Origin of the sequence: Pseudomonas sp. CROZ-RG-20F-R04-15 (genome assembly GCF_022662375.1) — a bacterium.
In the GTDB taxonomy this organism is placed as follows: domain Bacteria; phylum Pseudomonadota; class Gammaproteobacteria; order Pseudomonadales; family Pseudomonadaceae; genus Aquipseudomonas.
This window is the reverse complement of record NZ_JAKNQL010000001.1, coordinates 168,890-191,428: the sequence shown is the minus strand read 5'-3', so window position 1 is coordinate 191,428 and position 22,539 is coordinate 168,890. Positions and strand designations below refer to the sequence as shown.

Annotated in this window: 17 protein-coding genes; 10 read left to right on the top strand and 7 right to left on the bottom strand. The window is 58.9% G+C overall.

All coding sequences use genetic code 11. From position 1 onward, the window contains the following. Positions 1-5: 5 nt before the first annotated feature. The 4 genes from L8H52_RS00760 to L8H52_RS00745 form a co-directional block, all read right to left on the bottom strand. Positions 6-752: a FadR/GntR family transcriptional regulator gene (locus L8H52_RS00760; RefSeq protein ID WP_242205316.1), complete on the bottom strand. Its 747-nt coding sequence runs from the start codon at positions 750-752 to the stop codon at positions 6-8. A 192-nt stretch (positions 753-944) separates the two neighbouring features. After that, positions 945-2,672, bottom strand: a complete 1,728-nt coding sequence (locus tag L8H52_RS00755; RefSeq protein WP_242205318.1) for an ABC transporter ATP-binding protein/permease — start codon at positions 2,670-2,672, stop codon at positions 945-947. A 96-nt stretch (positions 2,673-2,768) separates the two neighbouring features. Beyond that, positions 2,769-3,329, bottom strand: a complete 561-nt coding sequence (locus tag L8H52_RS00750) for a response regulator transcription factor (RefSeq protein WP_003221630.1) — start codon at positions 3,327-3,329, stop codon at positions 2,769-2,771. Further along, entirely contained in the window at positions 3,322-4,584 is a 1,263-nt protein-coding gene (locus L8H52_RS00745) for an ATP-binding protein (RefSeq protein ID WP_242205319.1), read from the bottom strand. The genes L8H52_RS00750 and L8H52_RS00745 overlap by 8 nt, the downstream gene beginning before the upstream one ends. 315 nt (positions 4,585-4,899) lie before the next feature. Between L8H52_RS00745 and L8H52_RS00740 the strand changes: the two genes are divergently transcribed. Continuing rightward, positions 4,900-5,616: an SIMPL domain-containing protein gene (locus L8H52_RS00740; RefSeq protein ID WP_095119498.1), complete on the top strand. Its 717-nt coding sequence runs from the start codon at positions 4,900-4,902 to the stop codon at positions 5,614-5,616. A 169-nt stretch (positions 5,617-5,785) separates the two neighbouring features. Here the strand turns inward: L8H52_RS00740 and L8H52_RS00735 are convergent, their stop codons facing one another. Then, a complete protein-coding gene (locus L8H52_RS00735; RefSeq protein WP_242205321.1) occupies positions 5,786-6,151 on the bottom strand; it encodes a DUF6124 family protein in 366 nt (121 codons plus the stop codon). 1,292 nt (positions 6,152-7,443) lie between these two features. Between L8H52_RS00735 and L8H52_RS00730 the strand changes: the two genes are divergently transcribed. From L8H52_RS00730 to L8H52_RS00690, 9 genes are all read left to right on the top strand, one after another. After that, positions 7,444-9,045: an ABC transporter substrate-binding protein gene (locus tag L8H52_RS00730; protein ID WP_242205322.1), complete on the top strand. Its 1,602-nt coding sequence runs from the start codon at positions 7,444-7,446 to the stop codon at positions 9,043-9,045. Positions 9,046-9,305: 260 nt separating this feature from the next. Next, positions 9,306-10,931 carry an ABC transporter substrate-binding protein gene (locus tag L8H52_RS00725; RefSeq protein WP_242205323.1) on the top strand — a complete coding sequence of 542 codons (1,626 nt, stop codon included), beginning with the start codon at positions 9,306-9,308 and terminating at the stop codon, positions 10,929-10,931. 303 nt (positions 10,932-11,234) lie between these two features. Beyond that, on the top strand, positions 11,235-12,833 hold the full coding sequence (locus L8H52_RS00720; RefSeq protein ID WP_242205324.1) for an ABC transporter substrate-binding protein: 1,599 nt from the start codon (positions 11,235-11,237) through the stop codon (positions 12,831-12,833). 175 nt (positions 12,834-13,008) lie between these two features. Then, positions 13,009-14,430 carry an OprD family porin gene (locus L8H52_RS00715; RefSeq protein WP_064119436.1) on the top strand — a complete coding sequence of 474 codons (1,422 nt, stop codon included), beginning with the start codon at positions 13,009-13,011 and terminating at the stop codon, positions 14,428-14,430. Between the two features lie 78 nt (positions 14,431-14,508). After that, on the top strand, positions 14,509-16,104 hold the full coding sequence (locus L8H52_RS00710) for an ABC transporter substrate-binding protein (RefSeq protein WP_242205325.1): 1,596 nt from the start codon (positions 14,509-14,511) through the stop codon (positions 16,102-16,104). A gap of 73 nt (positions 16,105-16,177) precedes the next feature. Continuing rightward, positions 16,178-17,188, top strand: a complete 1,011-nt coding sequence (locus L8H52_RS00705; protein ID WP_007917620.1) for an ABC transporter permease subunit — start codon at positions 16,178-16,180, stop codon at positions 17,186-17,188. Between the two features lie 10 nt (positions 17,189-17,198). Next, positions 17,199-18,125: an ABC transporter permease subunit gene (locus L8H52_RS00700; protein WP_102900706.1), complete on the top strand. Its 927-nt coding sequence runs from the start codon at positions 17,199-17,201 to the stop codon at positions 18,123-18,125. Between the two features lie 10 nt (positions 18,126-18,135). Next, complete coding sequence (locus L8H52_RS00695; protein ID WP_242205327.1) at positions 18,136-19,104, top strand: ABC transporter ATP-binding protein; 969 nt, start codon at positions 18,136-18,138, stop codon at positions 19,102-19,104. Continuing rightward, positions 19,104-20,084: a peptide ABC transporter ATP-binding protein gene (locus L8H52_RS00690; RefSeq protein WP_007917625.1), complete on the top strand. Its 981-nt coding sequence runs from the start codon at positions 19,104-19,106 to the stop codon at positions 20,082-20,084. The genes L8H52_RS00695 and L8H52_RS00690 overlap by 1 nt, the downstream gene beginning before the upstream one ends. Before the next feature lie 213 nt (positions 20,085-20,297). Here L8H52_RS00690 and L8H52_RS00685 read toward each other — a convergent pair whose 3' ends face one another. Together L8H52_RS00685 and L8H52_RS00680 are read right to left on the bottom strand one after the other, a co-directional pair. After that, a complete protein-coding gene (locus L8H52_RS00685) occupies positions 20,298-20,555 on the bottom strand; it encodes a hypothetical protein (RefSeq protein WP_242205330.1) in 258 nt (85 codons plus the stop codon). 160 nt (positions 20,556-20,715) lie between these two features. Continuing rightward, on the bottom strand, positions 20,716-21,915 hold the full coding sequence (locus tag L8H52_RS00680) for an MFS transporter (RefSeq protein ID WP_242205332.1): 1,200 nt from the start codon (positions 21,913-21,915) through the stop codon (positions 20,716-20,718). Between the last annotated feature and the right edge of the window lie 624 nt (positions 21,916-22,539).

Sequence of the window (22,539 nt, the reverse complement as noted above, 5' to 3'; positions counted from 1 at the left end):
CAACCTCACCCCTGCGCCTGCGCCTCTTCATGGGCATGGCGCAGTCTTTCACGACTATTGGTCAAATGCAGACGCATCGCCGCACGCGCTGCATCGGAATCCTGACGAGCAATCGCGTCGTAGATTTCTTCGTGCTCACGGCTCAGACGGCTCATGTAGTGCTGCTGATCATCATGAGCCAGGCGTGCCGAGTTCAGCCGCGTACGCGGGATGATGCTGGTGCCCAGGTGGGTCATGATGTCGGTGAAATAACGGTTGCCGGTGGACAGCGCGATTTCCAGGTGGAAGGCAAAGTCCGACGCGACCGCATCACTGGCATGCGCGGCGCTTTCGTTTAACGCATCGAGGGCGGCGCGCATGGTCGCCAGTTGCTCGGCGCTGCGACGTTGCGCGGCAAGGCCGGCAGATTCCACTTCGAGGCTGATACGTAACTCGAGAATGGCCAGCACATCGCGCAGGGTGACGACAGTGGCCGGGTCGATACGGAAACCACTCGGGCTCGGCGTGTCGAGTACGAAGGTGCCGATGCCGTGACGGGTTTCCACCTGGCCGGCAGCCTGCAAACGGGAAATCGCCTCGCGCACCACGGTGCGGCTGACGCCATGGGCTTCCATGATCGCCGACTCGGTGGGCAGTTTGTCACCGCGTTTGAGCAGGCCATCGCGGATCTGCTCGCTCAGCACCGTCACCAGTTCCTGGGCCAGGCTGCGGCGCTTGCGTGGGAGACGCGGGGTGTCGATCAGGTTTTCCATGGTGTGCATCTTGTCTCGAAAATTCGGCTTGAAGCCATCATAGCTCAAGCGGGTTGTACGATCACTGTTGGCATTCCACTGCGCCCCTGTGGGAGCGAGCCTGCTCGCGAAAGCGTACTGCCAGTCGACACATACTTCGACCAGGACATCGCCTTCGCGAGCAGGCTCGCTCCCACAGGGGATGTGCGGTGATCAGGCAGTTACGGTTTGCTCAACCAGATGACCGCTGTCGATCCGCACATGCCGTGGATGGAAACGTTTCAAGCTGCTGCGATGGCCGACGCTGACAATGCTCAGGCCCGGCAACTGGTCAATCAGCGCCTGATACAGCGTCGCTTCGTCTTCCTCATCCATCGCCGAAGTCGCTTCATCCATGTACAGCCATTGCGGCGCATAAAGCATGGCGCGGGCGAACGCCAAACGCTGCTGTTCGCCCGGCGAGAGCATGCGTTGCCAGTGATTGGCCTCGTCCAGCCGCGCGACCAGATGCGGCAGACGGCAGGTTTCCAGCACTTGTGCATAACGTTCCGGCGCGTAGGTGTCGCCCGGTTGTGGATAACTCAACGCCTCGCGCAGCGTGCCGATCGGCAGATACGGCTTTTGCGGCAGGAACAGATACCGTGCTGCCGGCAAACGAATGTTGCCATGCCCCGCTGGCCACAAATGCCCCATCGCCCGCAACAACGTCGACTTGCCGCTGCCGGAACGGCCGCTGAGCATAACCCGCTCACCCGGTTCGACGGTCATGTCGGCGCTGGTCAGCAGGTGACGGCCATCGGCCAGATCCAGACCGAGGTTGTGCACCTTCAATTCGCTGCCCTGATTCTGCACATCAATGGCCGGGGTGCGCTCTTCGTTGTCGGTCATGGCCTGGCGGAAACTCAGCAGACGATCACAGGTGGCGCGCCACGAGGCCAGCTCTTGATAGGCGCTGATGAACCAACTGAAACTCTCCTGAACGTTGCCGAATGCGGAGCTGATCTGCATCAGTTCACCGAGTTCGATCTTGCCGGTGAAGTAACGCGGTGCCGCAACGATAAATGGGAAGATCACGGCTGCCTGGCTGTAGCCGGCGGTAAAGAAAGTCAGTCGCTTGGACACTTTCATGATGTCCCAGAAGTTGTGCCAGACCAGACCAAAACGGTTGCTCAGCCGGCGGTTCTCGTTCGGCTCGCCGTTGTACAACGCGATACTCTCTGCATTCTCACGAATTCGCACCATGGAGAAACGCAGGTCAGCTTCGAAACGTTGTTGTCTGTTGTTCAGGCCGATCAGGCGCCGACCGATCAAATGCGTCAGCCAACTACCTACCGCTGCATAAATCAGCACACACCAGAACATATAGCCGGGAATCGTAACCCCGAACACTTCGATGCTGCCCGATACGCCCCAGAGAATGATCGAAAAAGACACCAGACTGACGACATTGCTCAGCAAGCCAATACCCAGGCTCAAGGTGGTGGCGGTGAACTTGTTGAGGTCTTCGGAAATCCGCTGGTCCGGGTTATCGGTGTAACCGCCCTGCTCCAACTGGTAGTAATTCTTGTCGGCGAGCCAACGCGAGAAATGCTTTTCAGTGAGCCAGGCCCGCCAGCGAATCGTCAGCATCTGCGTCAGATAGAGCCTGTACACCGCACCGACAATGGCCACCGCCGCAATGCCGCAGAAATACAGAATCAAGCGCCAGAACGCCGCTTCGTCCTTCTTCTGCAGCGCGTTATAGAAATCCTTGTACCAGGTGTTGAACCACACCGAGATGCCCACGCTCAGCAGCGAGAGCGCGATCACCGCAATCAGCAGCGTCCAGGCCTTGCCCTTCTCTTCACTGCGCCAGTACGGCGTGATGATCGCCCACACCTTGCGAAAAAACTGCCCGCGCACAGCATCGTTGACCGCGGAATATTCAGCGTTCTGATTCATGGATAAGGCTCGATATAGAAAAGAACAGACACGCACCGATCATAGTAGATCGGTGCGTTTTATCGCGAGGGCTGGCGATAGTCGTTCAGCGCAGGTTCAGCGACGAACCGGGCGCTTCTGCAGTTTGCGCTGCAGGGTGCGGCGGTGCATGCCCAGAGCGCGGGCAGTGGCGGAGATGTTGCCTTCGTGCTCGGTGAGCACGCGCTGGATGTGCTCCCACTGCAGGCGATCGACCGACATCGGGTTTTCCGGCACCAGACTGTCGAGGTCAGCGTGCTCGGAGAGCAGCGCAGCCAGTACGTCGTCAGCGTCGGCCGGTTTGCAAAGATAGTTGCAGGCGCCGCGCTTGATCGCTTCGACCGCAGTGGCAATGCTCGAATAACCGGTGAGGATCACCACGCGCATTTCCGGGTCCAGCTCCAGCAGTTTGGGCAACAACACCAGACCGGAGTCGCCGTCCATTTTCAGGTCGAGCGCAGCGTAATCAGGCAGATCGGCCTGAGCGATAGTCAGGCCTTCTTCGGCGGAACCGGCAGTGCTGACGCGAAAGCCACGGCGAGCCATGGCACGGGCCATCACTCGGGTAAACGTTGCGTCGTCGTCGACCAGCAGCAAATGCGGCAGTTCTTCGCCTTCGACTTGGATTTCGTCACTCATGTTGGTCTCCTCGGGCGCCGTGGGGCAGGCGCAGCTCGGTGAGCGTGCCGCCTTCCTCATGACTATAGAGTTTCACTGAGCCGCCGGCGCGTGTCACGCTGGCCTTGCTCAAAAACAGGCCCAGGCCGAAACCTTTGCCCTTGGTGGTAAAAAACGGTTTGCCGATCTGCTCGGCGATGGCCAGCGGCACACCGGCGCCGTGATCACGAATGCTGATGGTCAGGTTTTCCGCATCCCAGTCGAGCGTGACCTGGAGGTTTTCCGGACAGGCATCGGCGGCGTTGTTGAGCAGATTCAACAGCGCCTGAGTCAGGTCCGGCGGCGGCGCCATGCGCGGCACCGTGCCTTGGCCGAGACGGTGGAAACGGTAACTGGCCTCCGGACGCATCAAGTGCCAACGGTTCAACGCTTCGTCGAGCCAGTCAGTGACATCCTGCATATCGATGGCCAGACGTCGGTTGGCCTCGGCGGCGCGAACCAGTTGCTGCAAGGTTTCCTTGCACAACTTGACCTGATCCTGCAGCACTTTCAGATCGTCCTGCAGCATTGGGTCGGGATGATCCTGCTGCATTTCCTTAAGCAACACGCTCATGGTCGCCAGTGGCGTGCCAAGTTCATGGGCAGCGCCCGCGGCCTGGGTGGCGACGGCCAGCAATTGCTGGTCGCGCAGGCCTTCTTCGCGGCGAATCGCGCGCAATTCTTCCTGACGGCGCAACTCTTCAGCCATGCGTGCCGCGAAGAAGGTGATCACCGCCGCTGCCAGTGCGAAGCTCAGCCACATGCCGTAGATCTGCAGGTTCTCGCGGGCGACCGGCAAGGTTTCCAGTGGATAGAAACGCGTCAGCATCACCGTGTACAGCGCCAGCGCGATGCCGGAAAGAATCACCGAATAGCGCCACGGCAGCGTCACCGCAGCGATGGTCAGCGGCACCAGATAATAGGAAACAAACGGATTGGTCGAGCCGCCGGAGAAATATAGCAGCGCACTGTGGATCACCAGATCACAGGCCAGTTGCAGCGCATATTCAAGCTCGGTCACCGGCCACGAAGTGCGCAGGCGCACGGCAGTGAACACGCAAAGCAGCGTCGAGCAGCCAAGGGTCATCGCCAGTTGCACCCACGGCAACGGCAGCAGTTGTAGCCAGTAGGCCAGGCCTACGGAGCCGGCCTGCGCGGCAAGCACCAGAGTGCGAATGAAAGTCAGCCGCCAGAGGTTCTGGCGAGTGGCGGAAGTCAGTTGTACGGGGGCGAGCATGAGCTCTCCTGATGAGCGCTCCAGGCGGATCGCACGGAGTATAACCAAGCCGCGCGCCCGAGAGGCGAAAGTGCGGCAAACGACCACATGGCGAAAACATTTTCGGCGGCTATGAGAACGCCTTCGCGAGCAGGCTCGCTCCCACCTTTGAAATGCATTCCCCTGTGGGAGCGAGCCTGCTCGCGAATGGCTGCACAGCGGCCCTGGGCATGTGTATAGAAGTTGTAACTGGGCGAACCGGATCATAAAAGCTAGAGTCTGATGGTTTCACGCAGGCCCCCGAACCATCACCTGCGCCCTCATCAAGGAGCTTTCATGCACACATTTCGCCGCAGCGCCGCCCTTCTCGCCCTGACCGTCGGCAGCGTCGCCAGCCTTCCGGCCCTGGCCGCCGATGAGCTGCACTACAACCAGATTTCCCTGCGCGCCGAAGTCAGCACGGAAGTCGCCCGCGACCTGATGATCGTCACCCTCTACACCGAAGAGCAAAACACCGACCCGGCGAAACTCGCCGCCGACGTCAGCACCACCATGAACAAGGCCCTGGCCCAGGCCAAGCAAGTCAAAGACATCACCCTGCGCCAGGGCAGCCGCAACAGCTACCCGATCTACGACACCAAAGGCCAGAAGATCACCGGCTGGCGTGAACGCGCCGAATTGCGCCTGGAAAGCGCCGACTTCGCCGCCCTGTCCAAACTCACCGGCGAACTGCTGGGCGACCTGAAAATGGGCGGCATGGACTTCGCCATCGCCGACCCGACCCGTAAATCCAGTGAAGACCAGTTGCTCAAAGAAGCCGTGACCGCCTTCAAGGCCCGCGCCCAACTGGCCACCGATGCACTGGGTGGCAAGGGCTACAAAATCGTCAATCTGAACCTCAACAGCAACGGTTATCCACAACCGTACCTGCGCGCACCGATGATGATGAAAGCGGCGGCGATGGATTCGGCGCCGGTTACGCCGGAAGTTGAAGCGGGCACTAGCCAGGTGAGCATGACGGCTGATGGCTCGATTGAAGTGTTGATGCAGTGATTTGATCTGGCTGAATGAAAAACCGCCGATCGGTGAATGATCGGCGGTTTTTTTGTGCCTGGGATTTGCTGTGGATGAACTACCGTCTTCGCGAGCAAGCTCGCTCCCACAGGTTGAACGCATTCCAATGTGGGAGCGAGCCTGCTCGCGAAGAACGATAACGCGGTCGTCAGCCCTGCGGATCAACCCGATCCAGCGCCCGATTCACCGCCAACTCGGCCAGCATGATGATCTGCTGAATCGCCAATGCCGTATTACGCTCAGGCCGGCCCAACTGATCGGCAAAGTTACCGGTTAACGTGTTCGCCGACGCCAGTGACTCACAGGCATGCGCCAGCAGGCTTTCGGTGTCGATGTTCGGCTGAATCAGGAACATTGTGCTGGGTTGTCGGGGTTTGAGGGGTTCGGGGCTGAGGTAGAAATCCAGGGCGCGTTTGATGGCTTCGCGGGTTTTGATCTGGTCGTCGGCGCGGATGGCGTCTTCGAGTGGGGTTGTGGTTTCGAGGGGTGGATCGGGGACAATTTTATCTTTCATATAAATCTGCTCGTCATTCGAGCCGCCCTTAGCCATTTCTCACGTGGCAAAGGGTGGCAGCTATGTGCGGAGTGAGAAACCGGTGAGCAGAAAACCGGCCAGACCGAAGTCTGCCCGCACACAGCCGCCATAAGGCATTGCGACAGCAAATAAGCCGGCCGCAATTATGGTCTTACTGGTGCTAGTTTCAAGCTCGGCGGGTTCTCACACCCGATCACTGAACATTCAGCGACAACCAGAGCGTAGAGAGCAAGCGTCCGACGGACAACCTGAAAACCTTGTGGGAAGGTTCTGGTTATCTGACACAGATTTAAACAGTCAAAAGCCAACCCTCACCCTAGCCCTCTCCCAGAGGGAGAGGGGACTGACCGAGGTGTTTGGGACAGCTACGCCGACTTGAAATACCGAGGTGAACTCAGATTCTGAAACAGATCAAAAGCCCCTCACCCTAGCCCTCTCCCGGAGGGAGAGGGGACTGACCGAGGTGTTTGGGCGAGCTACGCCGACTTGAAATACCGAGTTGAACTCAGATTCTGAAACAGATCAAAAGCCCCTCACCCTAGCCCTCTCCCGGAGGGAGAGGGGGCTGACCGAGGTGTTTGGGCGAGCTACGCCGACTTGAAATACCGAGTTGAACTCAGATTCTGAAACAGATCAAAAGCCCCTCACCCTAACCCTCTCCCGGAGGGAGAGGGGACTGATCGAGGTGTTTGTGGGAGATACGCCGACGTGCGATAGCGCGTTGAACTCTGGCTTTGAAAAGCTCACAAATCGGCCCCCTCTCCCCTCCGGGAGAGGGCTGGGGTGAGGGGCAAATCCAATACAAATCCAAAGCGAACACGCTGTGCTCCTCACCACTCAATAGGCCGAGTGTCAGCTCGCCTGCTCTTGATCTTGATCCACGGGCGACGTCGGAAGGCTGAGTGGAGGGATTGATCCGGGCGTGGGAGCGCAGCGACCGTTTGGCGCAGCCAAACACAGCGAGAGGAGGTGCAGCGAAGCAAACCGTAGGCGCTGCCCCCCGGATCGATCCCGCAGCGAAGGAACCCCGAGCCCCAGCGAGCGGGCCGAACGTAGGAGCAAGCGTTTTTTGCTTACTTTTTTTGGCGTTTGAAAAAAAGTGAGTCGCCGTCAGGGCGAAACCCTAAGCCGCCGTTACCGCAGCAACGGATATACACACAAGTGCTAGATATACCGAGATAGACACTTCAACAGGAAAAACGATATTTCCGCCAACACCCCCGCCCCAGCTACTCTTCCACGATTACCACCGCCGATTCCCCGGGGCCCCCATGCCAAGATTCACCCTCAAACCGCTCTTGATCTCCCTCGCACTAACCGCCATAACCCCAATCGCCAACGCCACCACAACCCTGGTCTACTGCTCCGAAGCCAGCCCCGCAGGCTTCGATCCCAGCCAATACACCAGCGGCACCGACTTCGACGCCTCCGCCGAAACCGTCTTCAACCGCCTCACCCAATTCCAGCGCGGCGGCACCGACATCGAACCCGGCCTGGCAACAAAATGGGACATCTCCCCGGATGGCCTGCAATACACCTTCCACCTGCGCCAAAACGTAAAATTCCACACCACCGACTACTTCAAACCCACCCGCGACTTCAACGCCGACGACGTCCTCTTCACCTTCCAGCGCCTGCTCGACCCGGACAACGCCTTCCGCAAGGCCTACCCCGCCGAATCCCCCTACTTCACCGACATGGGCCTCAACACCACAATCAAATCGGTAGAAAAACTCGACGACCAGACCGTGCGCTTCAACCTCAACAACGTCGACGCTGCGTTCGTGCAAAACCTCGCCATGAGCTTCGCCTCGGTGCAGTCGGCCGAATACGCCGCGCAACTGTTGAAGGAAGGCAAAGCCGCCGACCTCAACCAGAAACCCATCGGCACCGGCCCGTTCGTGTTCAAGCGCTACCAAAAGGACTCGCAGATCCGCTACGCCGCCAACACGGCCTACTGGAAACCCGAAGACGTCAAAATCGATAACCTGATCTTCTCGATCACCCCCGACGCCGCCGTACGCCTGCAAAAACTCAAGGCCGGCGAATGCCAGGTCAGCGGCTATCCGCGCCCGGCCGACATCGAAGTGATGGAAAAAGACCCGAACCTGCGCGTGCTCAAGCAAGCCGGTTTCAACCTCGGCTTCCTCGCCTACAACACCACCCACGCGCCACTCGATCAGCTCAAGGTGCGCCAGGCGCTGGACATGGCCATCGACAAACCGGCAATCATCAAAGCCGTCTACCAAAGCGCCGGCCAGTTGGCCCAAAACGCTTTGCCGCCAGCGCAATGGTCGTATGACCCAAACATCAAGGACGCCCCTTACGATCCGGTCAAAGCGCGGGTGCTACTTAAAGAAGCAGGAGTTGCACCGGGTACAACCATCAACCTTTGGGCAATGACAGTGCAGCGCGCGTCGAACCCAAATGCGCGGATGTCGGCGCAGATGATCCAGCAGGATTGGGACAAGATCGGCATCAAGGCCAACATCGTCAGCTATGAATGGGGCGAGTACATCAAACGTGCGAAAAATGGTGAACACGACGCGATGATCTATGGTTGGACGGGTGACAACGGTGACCCGGACAACTGGCTTGGCGTGCTCTACAGCTGCGCGGCGGTGAAAGGCAGCAACTACGCCAAATGGTGCGATCCGGCTTACGACAAACTGGTGCAGCAGGCCAAGTTATCCACCGACAAAGAACAACGGGTAAAACTGTATCAACAGGCGCAACTGATCCTTAAACAGCAAGTGCCGATCACGCCGATTGCCAACTCAACGGTGTTCCAGCCGCTGCGCAAGGAAGTCACTGACTTTCGTATCAGCCCGTTCGGTCTTACCCCCTTCTATGGCGTGGGTATAAATAAGTAACACCGAGCCCCAAGGCGGCGCGCACAACGTGACCAGCGCACCGTTTTGGGGCTTCATTTGCACCGTAAAAACCACTCGCAAACGGTCAAATGCGTCAGAAGTTACACAGATGCGACATTAAGGTACGTTCGTGCCACGGTTTGAGGCCGGCAGTCGCTCTGGATCTTGCAATGGGTATGGCCCCTGCATAAGTATCCGCAGGCACGACTCACGAGGTCGTACCTCACAACTAAAAAATGACAACAAATCATGAGGCCAACATGCTTAAACACGCGGTCATTCCGTTTTTAGTCGGCGCAGGCTTGTTAGCCTCCGCACCTTTCGCATCCGCTGCGACTAACCTGGTGTTCTGCTCCGAAGGCAGCCCGGCCGGTTTCGACCCAGGCCAGTACACCACCGGAACCGACTTCGACGCCTCAGCCGAAACCATGTTCAACCGTCTGACCCAGTTCGAGCGCGGCGGCACTGCCGTGATTCCTGGTCTGGCGACCAAGTGGGACATTTCCGATGACGGCCTGACTTACACCTTCCACCTACGTGAAGGCGTCAAGTTCCACACCACCCCGTATTTCAAGCCGACTCGTGAGTTCAACGCCGACGACGTGCTGTTCACCTTCAATCGCATGATTAACAAGGATGACCCGTTCCGTAAGGCGTACCCGACCGAATTCCCGTACTTCACCGACATGGGGATGGACACCAACATCACCAAGATCGATAAAGTCGACGACCACACTGTCAAGTTCACTCTGAAAGAAGTCGATGCCGCGTTCATCCAGAACATGGCCATGAGCTTCGCCTCGGTGCAGTCCGCCGAGTACGCAGCGCAGTTGCTGAAAGAAGGCAAGGCTGCCGACATCAACCAGAAGCCGATCGGCACTGGTCCTTTCGTGTTCAAGAGCTACCAGAAAGATTCCAACATCCGTTACACCGGCAACAAGGATTACTGGAAGCCTGAGGATGTGAAGATCGACAACCTGATCTTCGCCATCACCACCGACCCGTCGGTACGTATTCAGAAGCTGAAAAAGAACGAGTGCCAGGTCACCCTGTTCCCGCGTCCAGCCGACCTGAAAGCGCTGAAAGAAGACAAAACCCTGAAGATGCCTGACCAGGCTGGTTTCAACCTGGGTTACATCGCCTACAACGTGATGGACAAGGTCAAGGGCAGCAACGAGCCGAACCCGCTGGCTGACCTGCGCGTGCGTCAGGCGCTGGACATGGCCGTCAACAAGCCGCAGATCATCGACTCGGTTTACCAGGGCGCCGGCCAACTGGCCGTCAACGCCATGCCGCCGACCCAGTGGTCTTACGACACCACCATCAAGGACGCCAAGTACGATCCTGAGAAAGCCAAACAGCTGCTCAAGGAAGCCGGCGTCAAGGAAGGTACCGAGATCGTGCTGTGGGCGATGCCGGTGCAGCGTCCGTATAACCCGAACGCCAAACTGATGGCCGAGATGCTCCAGTCTGACTGGGCCAAGATCGGCTTGAAAGTGAAGATCACCAGCTACGAGTGGGGCGAGTACATCAAGCGCTCCAAAGGTGGCGAGAACCAGGCCATGATCATTGGCTGGAGCGGTGACAATGGTGATCCGGACAACTGGCTGAACGTGCTGTTCGGCTGCGACTCGCTCAGCGGCAACAACTTCTCCAAGTGGTGCGACAAGAAGTTCGACGGCCTCGTCAAAGAAGCCAAGCGCACAACCGACCAAGGTAAGCGCACCGAACTGTACAAAGAGGCACAACACGTCCTCAAAGATGCAGTCCCGATGACACCTATCGCTCACTCGACGGTGTATCAACCCATGCGCGCCAACGTGCAGGATTTCAAGATCAGCCCATTCGGCTTGAACTCCTTCTACGGCGTCAGCGTCAGCAAATAAGGCACTGCAGCGGCGACGTTTTTAACGTCGCCGCTGTTTTACCTGCCGGGAATTTAGGAAATTGCCTACAGCCAATTCCACTGTGGATTACCGCAGCGGTATAGGACGTGTCGCCTTTTCCTACGAGCTTTAAGGCATTTACGCATTTACTGCCAGGACCGCGGCCCCTACCGTCGGGTACTGACCAGCGTCTGCGTGGGCCACCGGTTTGCGGTACGTACTGGATTGAGCTCAATGCAGCCCAAAACGTCTTCGGATGAGACGACGGCGCATTGAACAACACTAAAAAAAAGAGGGAGCGTCATGCGCCATACCTTGGTTTTTTCCGCATTGCTGGGCGCCGGCCTGTTGGCCGCCTCGTCCGCCAGTTTCGCCGCCAGCAAAAGCCTGGTGTTCTGCTCTGAAGGCAGCCCGGCCGGTTTCGATACCGCGCAGTACACAACAGCGACGGATAACGACGCCGCCGAACCGATCTACAACCGTCTCGTCGAGTTCGAAAAAGGCGCGACCAATGTCGTACCCGGTCTGGCCACCAAGTGGGACATTTCCGAGGATGGTCTCAAGTACACCTTTCACCTGCGTGAAGGTGTGAAATTTCATACAACGCCGTACTTCAAGCCAACCCGCGACTTCAACGCCGACGACGTGCTGTTCACGTTTAATCGCATGCTCGATGCACAGCAACCTTTCCGTAAGGCTTATCCCACCGAGTTCCCATATTTCAACGGGATGAGCCTGAACAAGAACATCGCCAAGGTCGAGAAGACCGGGCCGCTGACCGTGGAGTTCACGCTCAACAGCGTCGACGCCGCGTTCATCCAGAACATCGCCATGAGCTTCGCCTCCATTCTGTCCGCCGAATACGCCGACAAACTGCTGGCCGACGGCAAGCCGAGCGACATCAACCAGAAACCGATCGGCACCGGGCCGTTCGTGTTCAAGAGTTATCAGAAAGACTCGAACATTCGTTACACCGGTAATAAACATTACTGGGACCCGAGCCGGGTCAAACTCGACAACCTGATCTTTGCAATCAACACCGACGCCTCGGTGCGCGTGCAAAAACTCAAGGCGGGCGAATGCCAGATCACCCTGCATCCGCGCCCTGCCGATGTTGAAGCGCTGAAGGCCGACCCGAAACTGCAACTGATTTCCAAGCCGGGTTTCAACCTCGGCTACATCGCCTACAACGTGCGCCACAAGCCTTTCGACCAGCTCGAAGTGCGTCAGGCGCTGGACATGGCGGTGAATAAACAAGGAATTCTCAACGCTGTTTATCAAGGCGCCGGCCAACTGGCCGTGAACGCCATGCCGCCGACCCAGTGGTCCTACGACGACAGCATCAAAGACGCCGCCTACAACCCGGAAAAAGCCAAAGAGCTGCTCAAGGCTGCCGGCGTCAAAGAAGGCACCGAAATCACCCTGTGGGCGATGCCGGTGCAGCGTCCGTACAACCCGAACGCCAAACTGATGGCCGAAATGCTCCAGGCTGACTGGGCCAAGATCGGTCTGAAAGTGAAAATCGTCAGCTACGAATGGGGCGAGTACATCAAGCGCACCAAAAACGGCGAGCACGACATCAGCCTGATCGGCTGGACCGGTGACAATGGGGATCCGGACAACTGGCTCGGCACGCTGTACAGCTGCGACGCCATCGGCGGCAACAACTATTCCATGTGGTGCGATCCGGCTTACGACAAGCTGATCAAAGAGGCCAAGGTCGTCACCGACCGCGACCAGCGCACCGTGCTCTACAAACAGGCTCAGCAATTGCTTAAACAGCAAGTGCCGATCACGCCTGTCGCCCACTCGACGGTCAACCAACCGTTAAGCGCCAGGATCGAAGGGTTCAAAGTCAGCCCGTTCGGTCGCAACGTGTTCTCGGGTGTCGGTATCGATTAAACCAGACGATTAGCCGCAACGCTGGGGGGCGCTGTCTAGCCCCTCACGCAAGCGCTTTGCCGAAATTCGCCAATCCGGCCTTTTGCAAACGTTTGCGATGTGTGAATGAGTTCTAAACCAATAACCGGCATACCAAAAAAAGCCGGCATAAAAAGAAAGTAAAGGAGCTTCACCCATGAAACTGAGCAGCACCGCGATACTGGCCCTGGCCATCAGCAGCATAACCGCCACGGCGTACGCAGAACCTGCAAGTCAGGAGTTCGTCCCTACCACGTTGGCCGGCAGTAGCGCCCAAAGCGAGGCCAAAGGCTTTATCGATGGACAAAGCCTGGGCGGCACAACCCGTAACTGGTACGCCAATGAACTGAAACGTCGTGACGACACTTTCAGCTACGTGAAAAACAGCGACAAGAACACCTCGCCAGTGGTCAAGACCGCGACCCCGCGTCGGATCAACTGGGTGCAAGGCACCATCGTCAACTACACCTCGGGCTTCACCCAAGGCACCGTTGGCGTCAGCACTGAAGTCGCCGCTTACAACGCTATCGTGCTGGACCGTGACCGCAAGGACATCGCCGGCGGATCCAACCGTACCCTGGCGCACTCCGATGGCGACGCTGTCGACCAGTGGAGCAAACTGGGTCTGGCCAACGTCAAACTGCGCGTTTCCAACACCACGCTGACCGCCGGTCGTCAGAACTTCAGCACCCCGATCGTCGACGTCATCGGCAACCGTCCGCTGCCTTCGAGCTTTGAGGGTATTACCCTGCACAGCGAAGAGCTCAACAACATTTCGTTTGACCTGGGTGGCTTCGACCGCGTTTCGCCACGTACCGAGCAGAGCCTGTCGAAATTCCGCACCGAGTACTCGGCCACTGGCGTGGAGACCGACAAGGTCTACATCGCTGGCGTCAACTACCAGCCGTTCAAAAGTCTGAAAACCAGCCTGTACGGCTCCAACGTCGAAGACTTCTGGAACCAATACTACTTCGGCGCCACCCACGAACTGGGTGACAGCCAGGTGCTGAGCCTGACCACCGGTCTGAACTACTACAAGACCGTCGATGAAGGCAAAAAGCTGATGGGCGAGATCGACAACGATACCTACTCGCTGTCGCTGGGTCTGGCTCACCAGGCACATAGCCTGACCTTCTCGTACCAGGAAGTGAATGGCGACACGTACTTCGACTACCTGCATGAAACCAACGGCATCTACCTGGCCAACTCCCTGCTGTCGGACTTCAACGGCCCGAACGAGAAATCCTTCCAGATCGCCTACGGCATCAACATGGCCGAATACGGCGTACCTGGCCTGAAGTTCAACATCTACCAGGCGCGCGGCTGGGGCATTGACGGTACTCACTACCGTGGCACCGCCTACACCGACCCGGGCGCCAAGCGCGGCGACCTGAGCCTGATGGACGGCGAAACTCACTACGAATATGGCATCGGTGCTTCCTACGCCGTGCAGAGCGGTCCGCTCAAAGCCACCGCAATTCGTGCGACGTACACCACGCACCGCGCCAGCGAGCATCAGGCTGACGGCAACATCAACGAGTTCCGTCTCGTGACCACGATTCCATTCAACATCCTGTAAAAAACGCCAACCGACGGCTGACTCATGATGAGTCGGCCGTTCGGTTTTTTGTCTTCAACCGATTGCAGAGGGTTATCGATGAAAATGCTTCCCCTACGTGCGGCCATCGCGGCTGCGTTGCTGAGTGTCGCTGTTGGCGTCTCGGCCAAACCCTTGGTGGTCTGCACCGAAGCCAGTCCGGAAGGCTTCGATATGGTCCAGTACACAACTGCAGTCACGGCGGACGCTGTGGCCGAAACCATCTTCAACCGCTTGGTGGACTTCAAGCCTGGCACGACGGAAATCGTTCCGGCCCTGGCAGATACCTGGGAAATCAGCGAAGACGGTCTGACGTACACGTTCCACCTGCGCAAAGGCGTCAAGTTTCACACCACCGAATATTTCAAGCCGACCCGCGACATGAACGCCGACGACGTGGTCTGGAGCTTCCAGCGTCAGCTGGACCCGAATCACCCGTGGCACAAACTGTCGAGCGTGGGCTTCCCGTACTTTGAAAGCATGGGCTTCAAGGAACTGCTCAAAAGCGTCGAAAAAGTCGATGACCAAACGGTCAAGTTCACCCTGACCCGCCGCGAAGCGCCGTTCCTGGCCGACGTCGCGATGCCGTTCACCGCCATCTATTCCGCCGAGTACGCCGATCAGTTGCTGAAGGCCAACAAGACCGGCGATCTCAATAACAAGCCGGTCGGCACTGGTCCGTTCATCTTCCAGCGTTATGCCAAGGATGCGCAGGTACGTTTCAAGGCCAACCCGGATTACTTCCGTGGCAAGCCACCGGCCGACGCGCTGATTCTGGCGATCGCCACTGACAACAACGTGCGCCTGCAGAAGCTCAAGGCCAACGAGTGCCAGATCGCGCTGTATCCGAAGCCGGATGACATCCCGAGCATCAAGAAAGACGCCAAGCTCAAGGTCGATGAGCTGAACGCGATGACCGTTTCGTATATCGCCATGAACACCCAGCACAAGTACATGAGCGACGTGCGCGTGCGTAAGGCGATCGATATTGCCTTCGACAAAGCGGCCTACGTCAACGCGCTGTTTGGCCCGGGCAATGCGACCGTCGCGGTCAACCCGTACCCGGACACGCTGCTGGGCTACAACCACGACCTGAAGAACCCGCCACGTGACCTCGACAAGGCCCGCGCCCTGCTCAAGGAAGCCGGGGTTCCGGAGGGCACCGTGTTTACCCTGTTTACCCGCAACGGCGGCGGCCCGACCAACCCGAATCCGATGCTCGGCGCGCAGATGATGCAGGCTGACCTGGCGAAAGTCGGGATCAAGATCGACATCCGCGTGATGGAATGGGGCGAAATGCTCAAACGCGCCAAGGCTGGCGAGCACGACATGGTTTCGGCCGGATGGGCGGGCGACAACGGCGACCCGGATAACTTCCTGACGCCTATGCTCAGTTGTGAAGCGGCCAAGAACGGCGAAAACTACGCTCGCTGGTGCAACGAGAAATTCCAGTCACTGCTGGATGAAGCACGGGCTAAAGTAGATCCGGCCGAACGCGCCAAGCTCTACGAACAGGCGCAAGTGCTGTTTAATCAGGATCAGCCATGGATCAGCATGGCCCACACCAGGATGTTTACCGCAATGCGCAACAATGTAGAGGGCTATCACATCAGCCCTCTCACCACTAATAACTTCGCCACCACCCAGGTGAAGTAGATAAGAAACTCCCGGCGTCCCTGACCTCAGGGACGCCGGGCACGCCTAACCGGCTGATGAGGTACCACACACGATGTTTAGTTTTATTGCCCGCCGACTGGGGTTATTGATCCCCACGTTTTTCGGCATCACCTTGCTGACTTTCGCGTTGATTCGCATGATTCCGGGCGACCCCGTGGAAGTGATGATGGGCGAACGTCGGGTCGACCCCGAAATGCACGCTCAGGCAATGGAACGCCTAGGTCTGAACAAGCCGTTGTATGCCCAGTATCTGGACTACATCGGCAAACTGGCTCAAGGCGATCTCGGCGAATCCCTGCGTACGCGTGAGAGCGTATGGACCGAGTTCACCTCTCTCTTCCCGGCGACCCTGGAACTGTCCATGGCCGCCCTGCTGTTCGCCGGCATTCTCGGGCTTCTGGCCGGGGTGATCGCGGCACTCAAGCGAGGATCGCTGTTCGACCACGGGGTGATGGGCATCTCCCTCGCGGGGTATTCGATGCCGATCTTCTGGTGGGGCCTGATCCTGATCATGTTCTTCTCGGTGAGCCTCGGCTGGACGCCGGTTTCCGGGCGGATCGACCTACTCTACGACATCGAGCCGCGCACCGGTTTCATGCTGATCGACACGCTGCTGGCCGATGACGTCGGTGCCTTCTTCGATGCGCTGCATCACCTGATTCTGCCGGCCATCGTCCTCGGTACCATTCCGCTGGCGGTGATCGCGCGGATGACCCGTTCGTCGATGCTCGAAGTGCTGCGCGAAGACTACATCCGCACCGCCAAGGCCAAAGGCCTGTCGCCATCGCGCGTGGTGTTCGTCCACGGTCTGCGTAACGCGCTGATTCCGGTACTGACCGTGGTCGGCCTGCAAGTCGGCACCCTGCTGGCCGGTGCGGTCCTGACCGAAACCATCTTCTCCTGGCCCGGCATCGGTAAATGGCTGATCGAAGCCATCGGCGCCCGGGACTATCCGGTTGTGCAAAACGGCATCCTGTTAATCGCCTGCCTGGTGATTCTGGTCAACTTCGTAGTGGACATCCTCTACGGCTTTGCCAACCCACGCATCCGTCATCAGCGCTGAGGTCCATACCATGAGCACTCCAACATCCTCAGTAGCCACGTCCGCCCCAAACGCGGATCAGAGCCTGCTGTACCCGTCTCCGTACAAAGAATTCTGGCAAGCCTTCTCCAAGAACAAAGGCGCGGTTGCCGGCCTGCTGTTCATGTTGCTGGTGATTTTCTGCGCGCTGTTCGCCCCTTGGGTCGCACCGCACAACCCGAGCGAGCAATACCGTGACTTCCTGCTGACGCCGCCGGCGTGGCTCGAAGGCGGGCAGATGCAGTTCCTGCTCGGCACCGATGAGCTCGGTCGTGACCTGCTGTCGCGGCTGATCCAGGGCTCGCGTCTGTCGCTGCTGATCGGTTTGTCGTCGGTCGTCATGTCGCTGATTCCGGGGATCCTGCTCGGACTGTTCGCCGGTTTCTTCCCGAAGATGATCGGCCCGACCATCATGCGTCTGATGGACATCATGCTGGCCCTGCCGTCGCTGCTGCTGGCTGTGGCGATCGTCGCCATCCTCGGCCCTGGCCTGATCAACACCGTGATCGCCATTGCTGTGGTATCGCTGCCGTCCTACGTGCGTCTGACCCGCGCGGCCGTGATGGGCGAACTGAACCGCGACTACGTGACCGCCGCGCGCCTGGCCGGTGCCGGTCTGCCACGTCTGATGTTCATCACCGTGCTGCCGAACTGCATGGCGCCGCTGATCGTTCAAGCGACCTTGAGTTTCTCCTCGGCGATTCTCGATGCCGCCGCACTGGGCTTCCTCGGCCTTGGCGTACAACCGCCAACCCCTGAGTGGGGCACCATGCTCGCTTCGGCCCGCGACTACATCGAACGCGCCTGGTGGGTGGTGAGCCTGCCTGGTTTGACCATTTTGCTCAGCGTGCTGGCAATCAACTTGATGGGCGACGGTCTGCGCGATGCGCTGGACCCGAAACTCAAGAACGCCGCCTGAGGAGATTCCCATGTCACTGCTAGAAATCAAGAATCTCAACGTTCGCTTCGGCGACAAGACCGCGACCCCGGTGGTCGACGGCCTCGATTTGAAAGTCGACAAAGGCGAAGTGCTGGCCATCGTTGGCGAGTCAGGTTCGGGTAAATCCGTGACCATGATGGCGCTGATGGGTCTGATCGAGCATCCCGGCATCGTCACCGCCGACTCGCTCAGCTTTGACGGCAAAGACATGCTCAAGCTGAGTAATCGTCAGCGTCGGCAAATTGTCGGCAAAGACCTGTCGATGGTCTTTCAGGACCCGATGACCGCGCTGAACCCGAGCTACACCGTCGGTTTCCAGATCGAAGAAGTGCTGCGTCTGCACCTGAAGATGTCCGGCAAGCAAGCGCGCAAACGTGCGATCGAACTGCTGGAAAAAGTCGAAATCCCCGGCGCCGCCAGCCGTATGGACGCCTACCCGCACCAACTCTCCGGCGGTATGAGCCAGCGTGTTGCGATCGCCATGGCGATTGCCGGCGAGCCGAAACTGCTGATCGCCGACGAACCGACCACTGCTTTGGACGTGACGATTCAGGCGCAGATCATGGAGCTGCTGCTGGCGTTGCAGAAAGAACAGAACATGGGCCTGGTGCTGATCACTCACGACCTCGCGGTCGTGGCCGAAACTGCCCAGCGCGTCTGCGTGATGTACGCCGGGCAAGCCGTTGAAGTCGGCCAGGTGCCGCAGCTGTTCGACGTCCCGGCGCACCCGTACAGCGAAGCGCTGCTCAAGGCGATTCCCGAGCACAGCCTCGGCGCCGCACGCCTGTCGACCCTGCCGGGCATCGTACCGGGCCGCTACGACCGCCCGCAGGGTTGCCTGCTGTCGCCACGCTGCCCGTACGTGCAGGACAGCTGCCGCGCGCAGCGTCCAGGTCTTGACCCGAAAAGCCACAGCCTCGCCCGCTGCTTCTTCCCGCTGAACCAGGAGGTGGCGTAATGGCCGTCGTACTTACCGCCCGCGACCTGACCCGTCACTACGAAGTCTCCCGTGGCCTGTTCAAGGGCCACGCGACCGTGCGCGCACTCAACGGCGTGTCGTTCGAACTGGAAGCCGGCAAGACCCTCGCTGTTGTAGGCGAATCGGGCTGCGGCAAATCCACCCTCGCCCGTGCGTTGACGCTAATTGAAGATCCGTCGTCCGGATCCTTGAAAATCGCCGGCCAGGAAGTCGCCGGCGCCGACAAGGCACAACGCAAGCAACTGCGCAAAGACGTGCAGATGGTCTTCCAAAGCCCGTACGCGTCGTTGAACCCACGGCAGAAAGTCGGTGACCAGCTCGGCGAACCGCTGCTGATCAACACCAACCTTTCCGCCGCCGAACGTCGCGAAAAAGTCCAGGCGATGATGAAGCAGGTCGGCTTGCGCCCTGAGCACTACCAGCGTTATCCGCACATGTTCTCCGGCGGTCAGCGTCAGCGTATCGCCCTGGCGCGCGCGATGATGCTGCAACCGAAAGTGCTGGTGGCGGATGAGCCGACTTCGGCGCTCGACGTGTCGATTCAGGCGCAGGTACTCAACCTGTTCATGGATCTGCAACAAGAGTTCAACACCGCGTACGTGTTCATCTCGCACAACCTCGCGGTGGTGCAACACGTGGCCGATGACGTGATGGTGATGTACCTCGGTCGCCCGGTGGAACTGGGTCCGAAAAACGACATTTACGAGCGTCCATTGCACCCGTACACCCAGGCGCTGCTGTCGGCGACCCCGACTATTCACCCGGACCCGAACAAGCCGAAAATCAAGATCGTCGGCGAACTGCCTAACCCGCTGAACCCGCCTCCGGGCTGCGCTTTTCACAAGCGCTGCCCGTATGCGACCGAGCGGTGCAGCACGGAAGAGCCAGCGTTGCGCCAGCTCGACAGTCGGCAGGTGGCTTGCCATTACGCCGAGCAGTTCCTCGACGGCGCGGCGTAAGCAAATCTGGAGAGCGATACAAAACACTGTGGGAGCGAGCTTGCTCGCGAAGGCGTTGGATCATTCAACATAAATGTCGCCTGATACACCGCTTTCGCGAGCAAGCTCGCTCCCACAGGGATCGCATTTCAAACAGAGTGACGTGTTAACAAAACCCTTTCCGTCTCGATTGCGCATCAGTCGAGACAGAAGGGGTTTTCTTTTGCCTGCAATTTACGTCTGGCTGTCGCCGTCGTCGTCATCAGTGTCCGGCTCGTCGGTGGTCGAGTCGTCATCGTCTTTACTGCCGCCCTGGTCCTGATCGCCCGGCTCGGACTCAGACTTGGCCAGCATCAAGCCGCTATGCCCAACCTTTCCGTTGAACGCCTGAGAATCGTGATCCTCGCACTCGGCCCAGGCCGTCGCGGTGCCGAGGGACAGCATGACCATCACTTTCAACAGCAATAAAACCCGTAGCAATCTGCTTTTCATAGCCGACTCCATCCTTTTTCAGGTGAGACATTCGTGCCTGACTGGCGCTGTGTGAAATCTAGTTCCGATCCATCGGGTTCACCAGATAGGACGCTAACGAGCGGGCAGAAATGCCCTTCATGGAAAGACAGTTTTCGAATAATGCTCATAGCCGCAACAGCTAAGCATCGCCACGTGATCGCGTGGCCTGCCAAGTTAAGGGTATGGAAATCAACACCATCAGCGCACTCGCCAGCCACACACTGTGGCCACCGAATTGACCGTACAACTGGCCACTGAGTACCGGTGACAACAGCGCACTGGCGCTCCAGCTCATAAAGAACAGGCCAAAGTACTGACCGCTTTTACCACCCTGGGCAAAGCGCATGGCCAGCACATTCAGCGGCGGCATGAAAAACGCCTCGCCCAGGGTCCAGATCAACGTCGACAGGCAGACGTAAAACAGCCCGGAGCCGAACGGCAACATGCCGAGCCCGCAGGCCAGCAACACACTGCCGAGCAGCATTTGACGACGCATGCCCCAACGCTCGCCCCAATGCGACAACGGAATCTGCAGGGCGATCACCAACAACGCATTAAGGCCAAACTGCCAACCGATGGCTTCGGTGCTCAAGTGATAGTAATCACGCAGATAGTTGCCCAGCGTGCTGTAGACCGTGTCGAAGGCGATGCCGAGCACGGCCGTCGCTGCCAGCAACCAGAGGAAGGGTTTGTCGCGATACGGCACACCCGAACCACCGGCGCCGACTGTGGATGACTCTTCATTGATCAGCACCGGACGCTGCCACGTGGTGCGGACAAACCACAGCAAGGCCAGCAACGTCATCGCCGCGCTACCGAAAAATACCCAGCGAAAATCAGTCTGCGCCAACACCCCGCCCGCCACACCAGCGGCCGCCATCCCAAGGTTGCGCGCCACCCGGCTCAACGCCTGCGCACGCGAGCGCTGCGTCACCTCGCAATATTCCATGATCAGCCGCTGATGCAGCGTGCGAATAGCCCCATCGATGGTTCCGCTGAGCAACAGCAAAGCCGCCAGCAACGGCACTTGCGTCACCAGTCCCAGCAGCATCAGCACCCACACCGAAACAAAGAACAGCGCCGCCGTCAGCCGCGCCGTGCGCACATGATCACTGAGCCAGCCCCCGAGCATCGAACCGACCAGCAAACCCGCACCGTACGCCGACAACAACCAGCCCACCGTCTCGATCGCCAGCCCCAGCTCCTGACGCAGGTACAACGCCATGAACAGTTTGACCATGCTGCTCAAGCGATTGATGAACAACAACGCCGCGAGCACCCAGGCCATCACGCCGAAATAGCCGTTCAGCCGTAGCAGGTGAGTCAGTCGACTCGTCATTCCATTGACCTCTCAAAGCGACTTGCGTGGAGCTGGAACACTAACGGCCAGCAGGCTGGTTGTCGCGTTCAAGTGCATCGAGATCACGAAAAACGGAGTCGGACTACAGCCATTGCGCGCGATAAACCGGTGCCGAAGATCAAAAGCCCCTCACCCTAGCCCTCTCCCGGAGGGAGAGGGGACTGACCGAGGTGTTTGGGCGAGCTACGCCGACGTGCAATACCGCGTTGAACTCAAATCTTGAAAGCCCACAAATCGGCTCCCTCTCCCTCGGGAGAGGGCTGGGGTGAGGGGAAAATCCACCACAAATCCAAAGCCGACCACGCCCCGCTCTTCACCACTCAATAGGCCGAGTGTCAGCTCGCCTGCTCTTGATCTTGATTCACGGGCGACGTCGGAAGGCTGAGCGGAGGGATTGATCCGGGCGTGGGAGCGCAGCGACCGTTTGGCGCAGCCAAACACAGCGAGAGGAGGTGCAGCGCAGCAAACCGTAGGCGCTGCGCCCGGATCGATCCCGGAACGAAGGAACCCCGAGCCCCAGCGAGCGGGCCGCACGCAGGAGCAAGCCTTTTTGGTTACTTTTTCGGCGTCTGGAAAAAGTGACCCGCCGTAAGGGCGGAACCC

Bases quoted from the DNA above. Each gene is read 5' to 3' on its own strand.
- L8H52_RS00750 (WP_003221630.1), bottom strand. From the start codon at position 3,329: ATGAGTGACGAAATCCAAGTCGAAGGCGAAGAACTGCCGCATTTGCTG.
- L8H52_RS00730 (WP_242205322.1), top strand. From the start codon at position 7,444: ATGCCAAGATTCACCCTCAAACCGCTCTTGATCTCCCTCGCACTAACC.
- L8H52_RS00755 (WP_242205318.1), bottom strand. From the start codon at position 2,672: ATGAATCAGAACGCTGAATATTCCGCGGTCAACGATGCTGTGCGCGGG.
- L8H52_RS00735 (WP_242205321.1), bottom strand. From the start codon at position 6,151: ATGAAAGATAAAATTGTCCCCGATCCACCCCTCGAAACCACAACCCCA.
- L8H52_RS00725 (WP_242205323.1), top strand. From the start codon at position 9,306: ATGCTTAAACACGCGGTCATTCCGTTTTTAGTCGGCGCAGGCTTGTTA.
- L8H52_RS00700 (WP_102900706.1), top strand. From the start codon at position 17,199: ATGAGCACTCCAACATCCTCAGTAGCCACGTCCGCCCCAAACGCGGAT.
- L8H52_RS00695 (WP_242205327.1), top strand. From the start codon at position 18,136: ATGTCACTGCTAGAAATCAAGAATCTCAACGTTCGCTTCGGCGACAAG.
- L8H52_RS00760 (WP_242205316.1), bottom strand. From the start codon at position 752: ATGGAAAACCTGATCGACACCCCGCGTCTCCCACGCAAGCGCCGCAGC.
- L8H52_RS00740 (WP_095119498.1), top strand. From the start codon at position 4,900: ATGCACACATTTCGCCGCAGCGCCGCCCTTCTCGCCCTGACCGTCGGC.
- L8H52_RS00685 (WP_242205330.1), bottom strand. From the start codon at position 20,555: ATGAAAAGCAGATTGCTACGGGTTTTATTGCTGTTGAAAGTGATGGTC.
- L8H52_RS00680 (WP_242205332.1), bottom strand. From the start codon at position 21,915: ATGACGAGTCGACTGACTCACCTGCTACGGCTGAACGGCTATTTCGGC.
- L8H52_RS00715 (WP_064119436.1), top strand. From the start codon at position 13,009: ATGAAACTGAGCAGCACCGCGATACTGGCCCTGGCCATCAGCAGCATA.
- L8H52_RS00690 (WP_007917625.1), top strand. From the start codon at position 19,104: ATGGCCGTCGTACTTACCGCCCGCGACCTGACCCGTCACTACGAAGTC.
- L8H52_RS00710 (WP_242205325.1), top strand. From the start codon at position 14,509: ATGAAAATGCTTCCCCTACGTGCGGCCATCGCGGCTGCGTTGCTGAGT.
- L8H52_RS00705 (WP_007917620.1), top strand. From the start codon at position 16,178: ATGTTTAGTTTTATTGCCCGCCGACTGGGGTTATTGATCCCCACGTTT.
- L8H52_RS00745 (WP_242205319.1), bottom strand. From the start codon at position 4,584: ATGCTCGCCCCCGTACAACTGACTTCCGCCACTCGCCAGAACCTCTGG.
- L8H52_RS00720 (WP_242205324.1), top strand. From the start codon at position 11,235: ATGCGCCATACCTTGGTTTTTTCCGCATTGCTGGGCGCCGGCCTGTTG.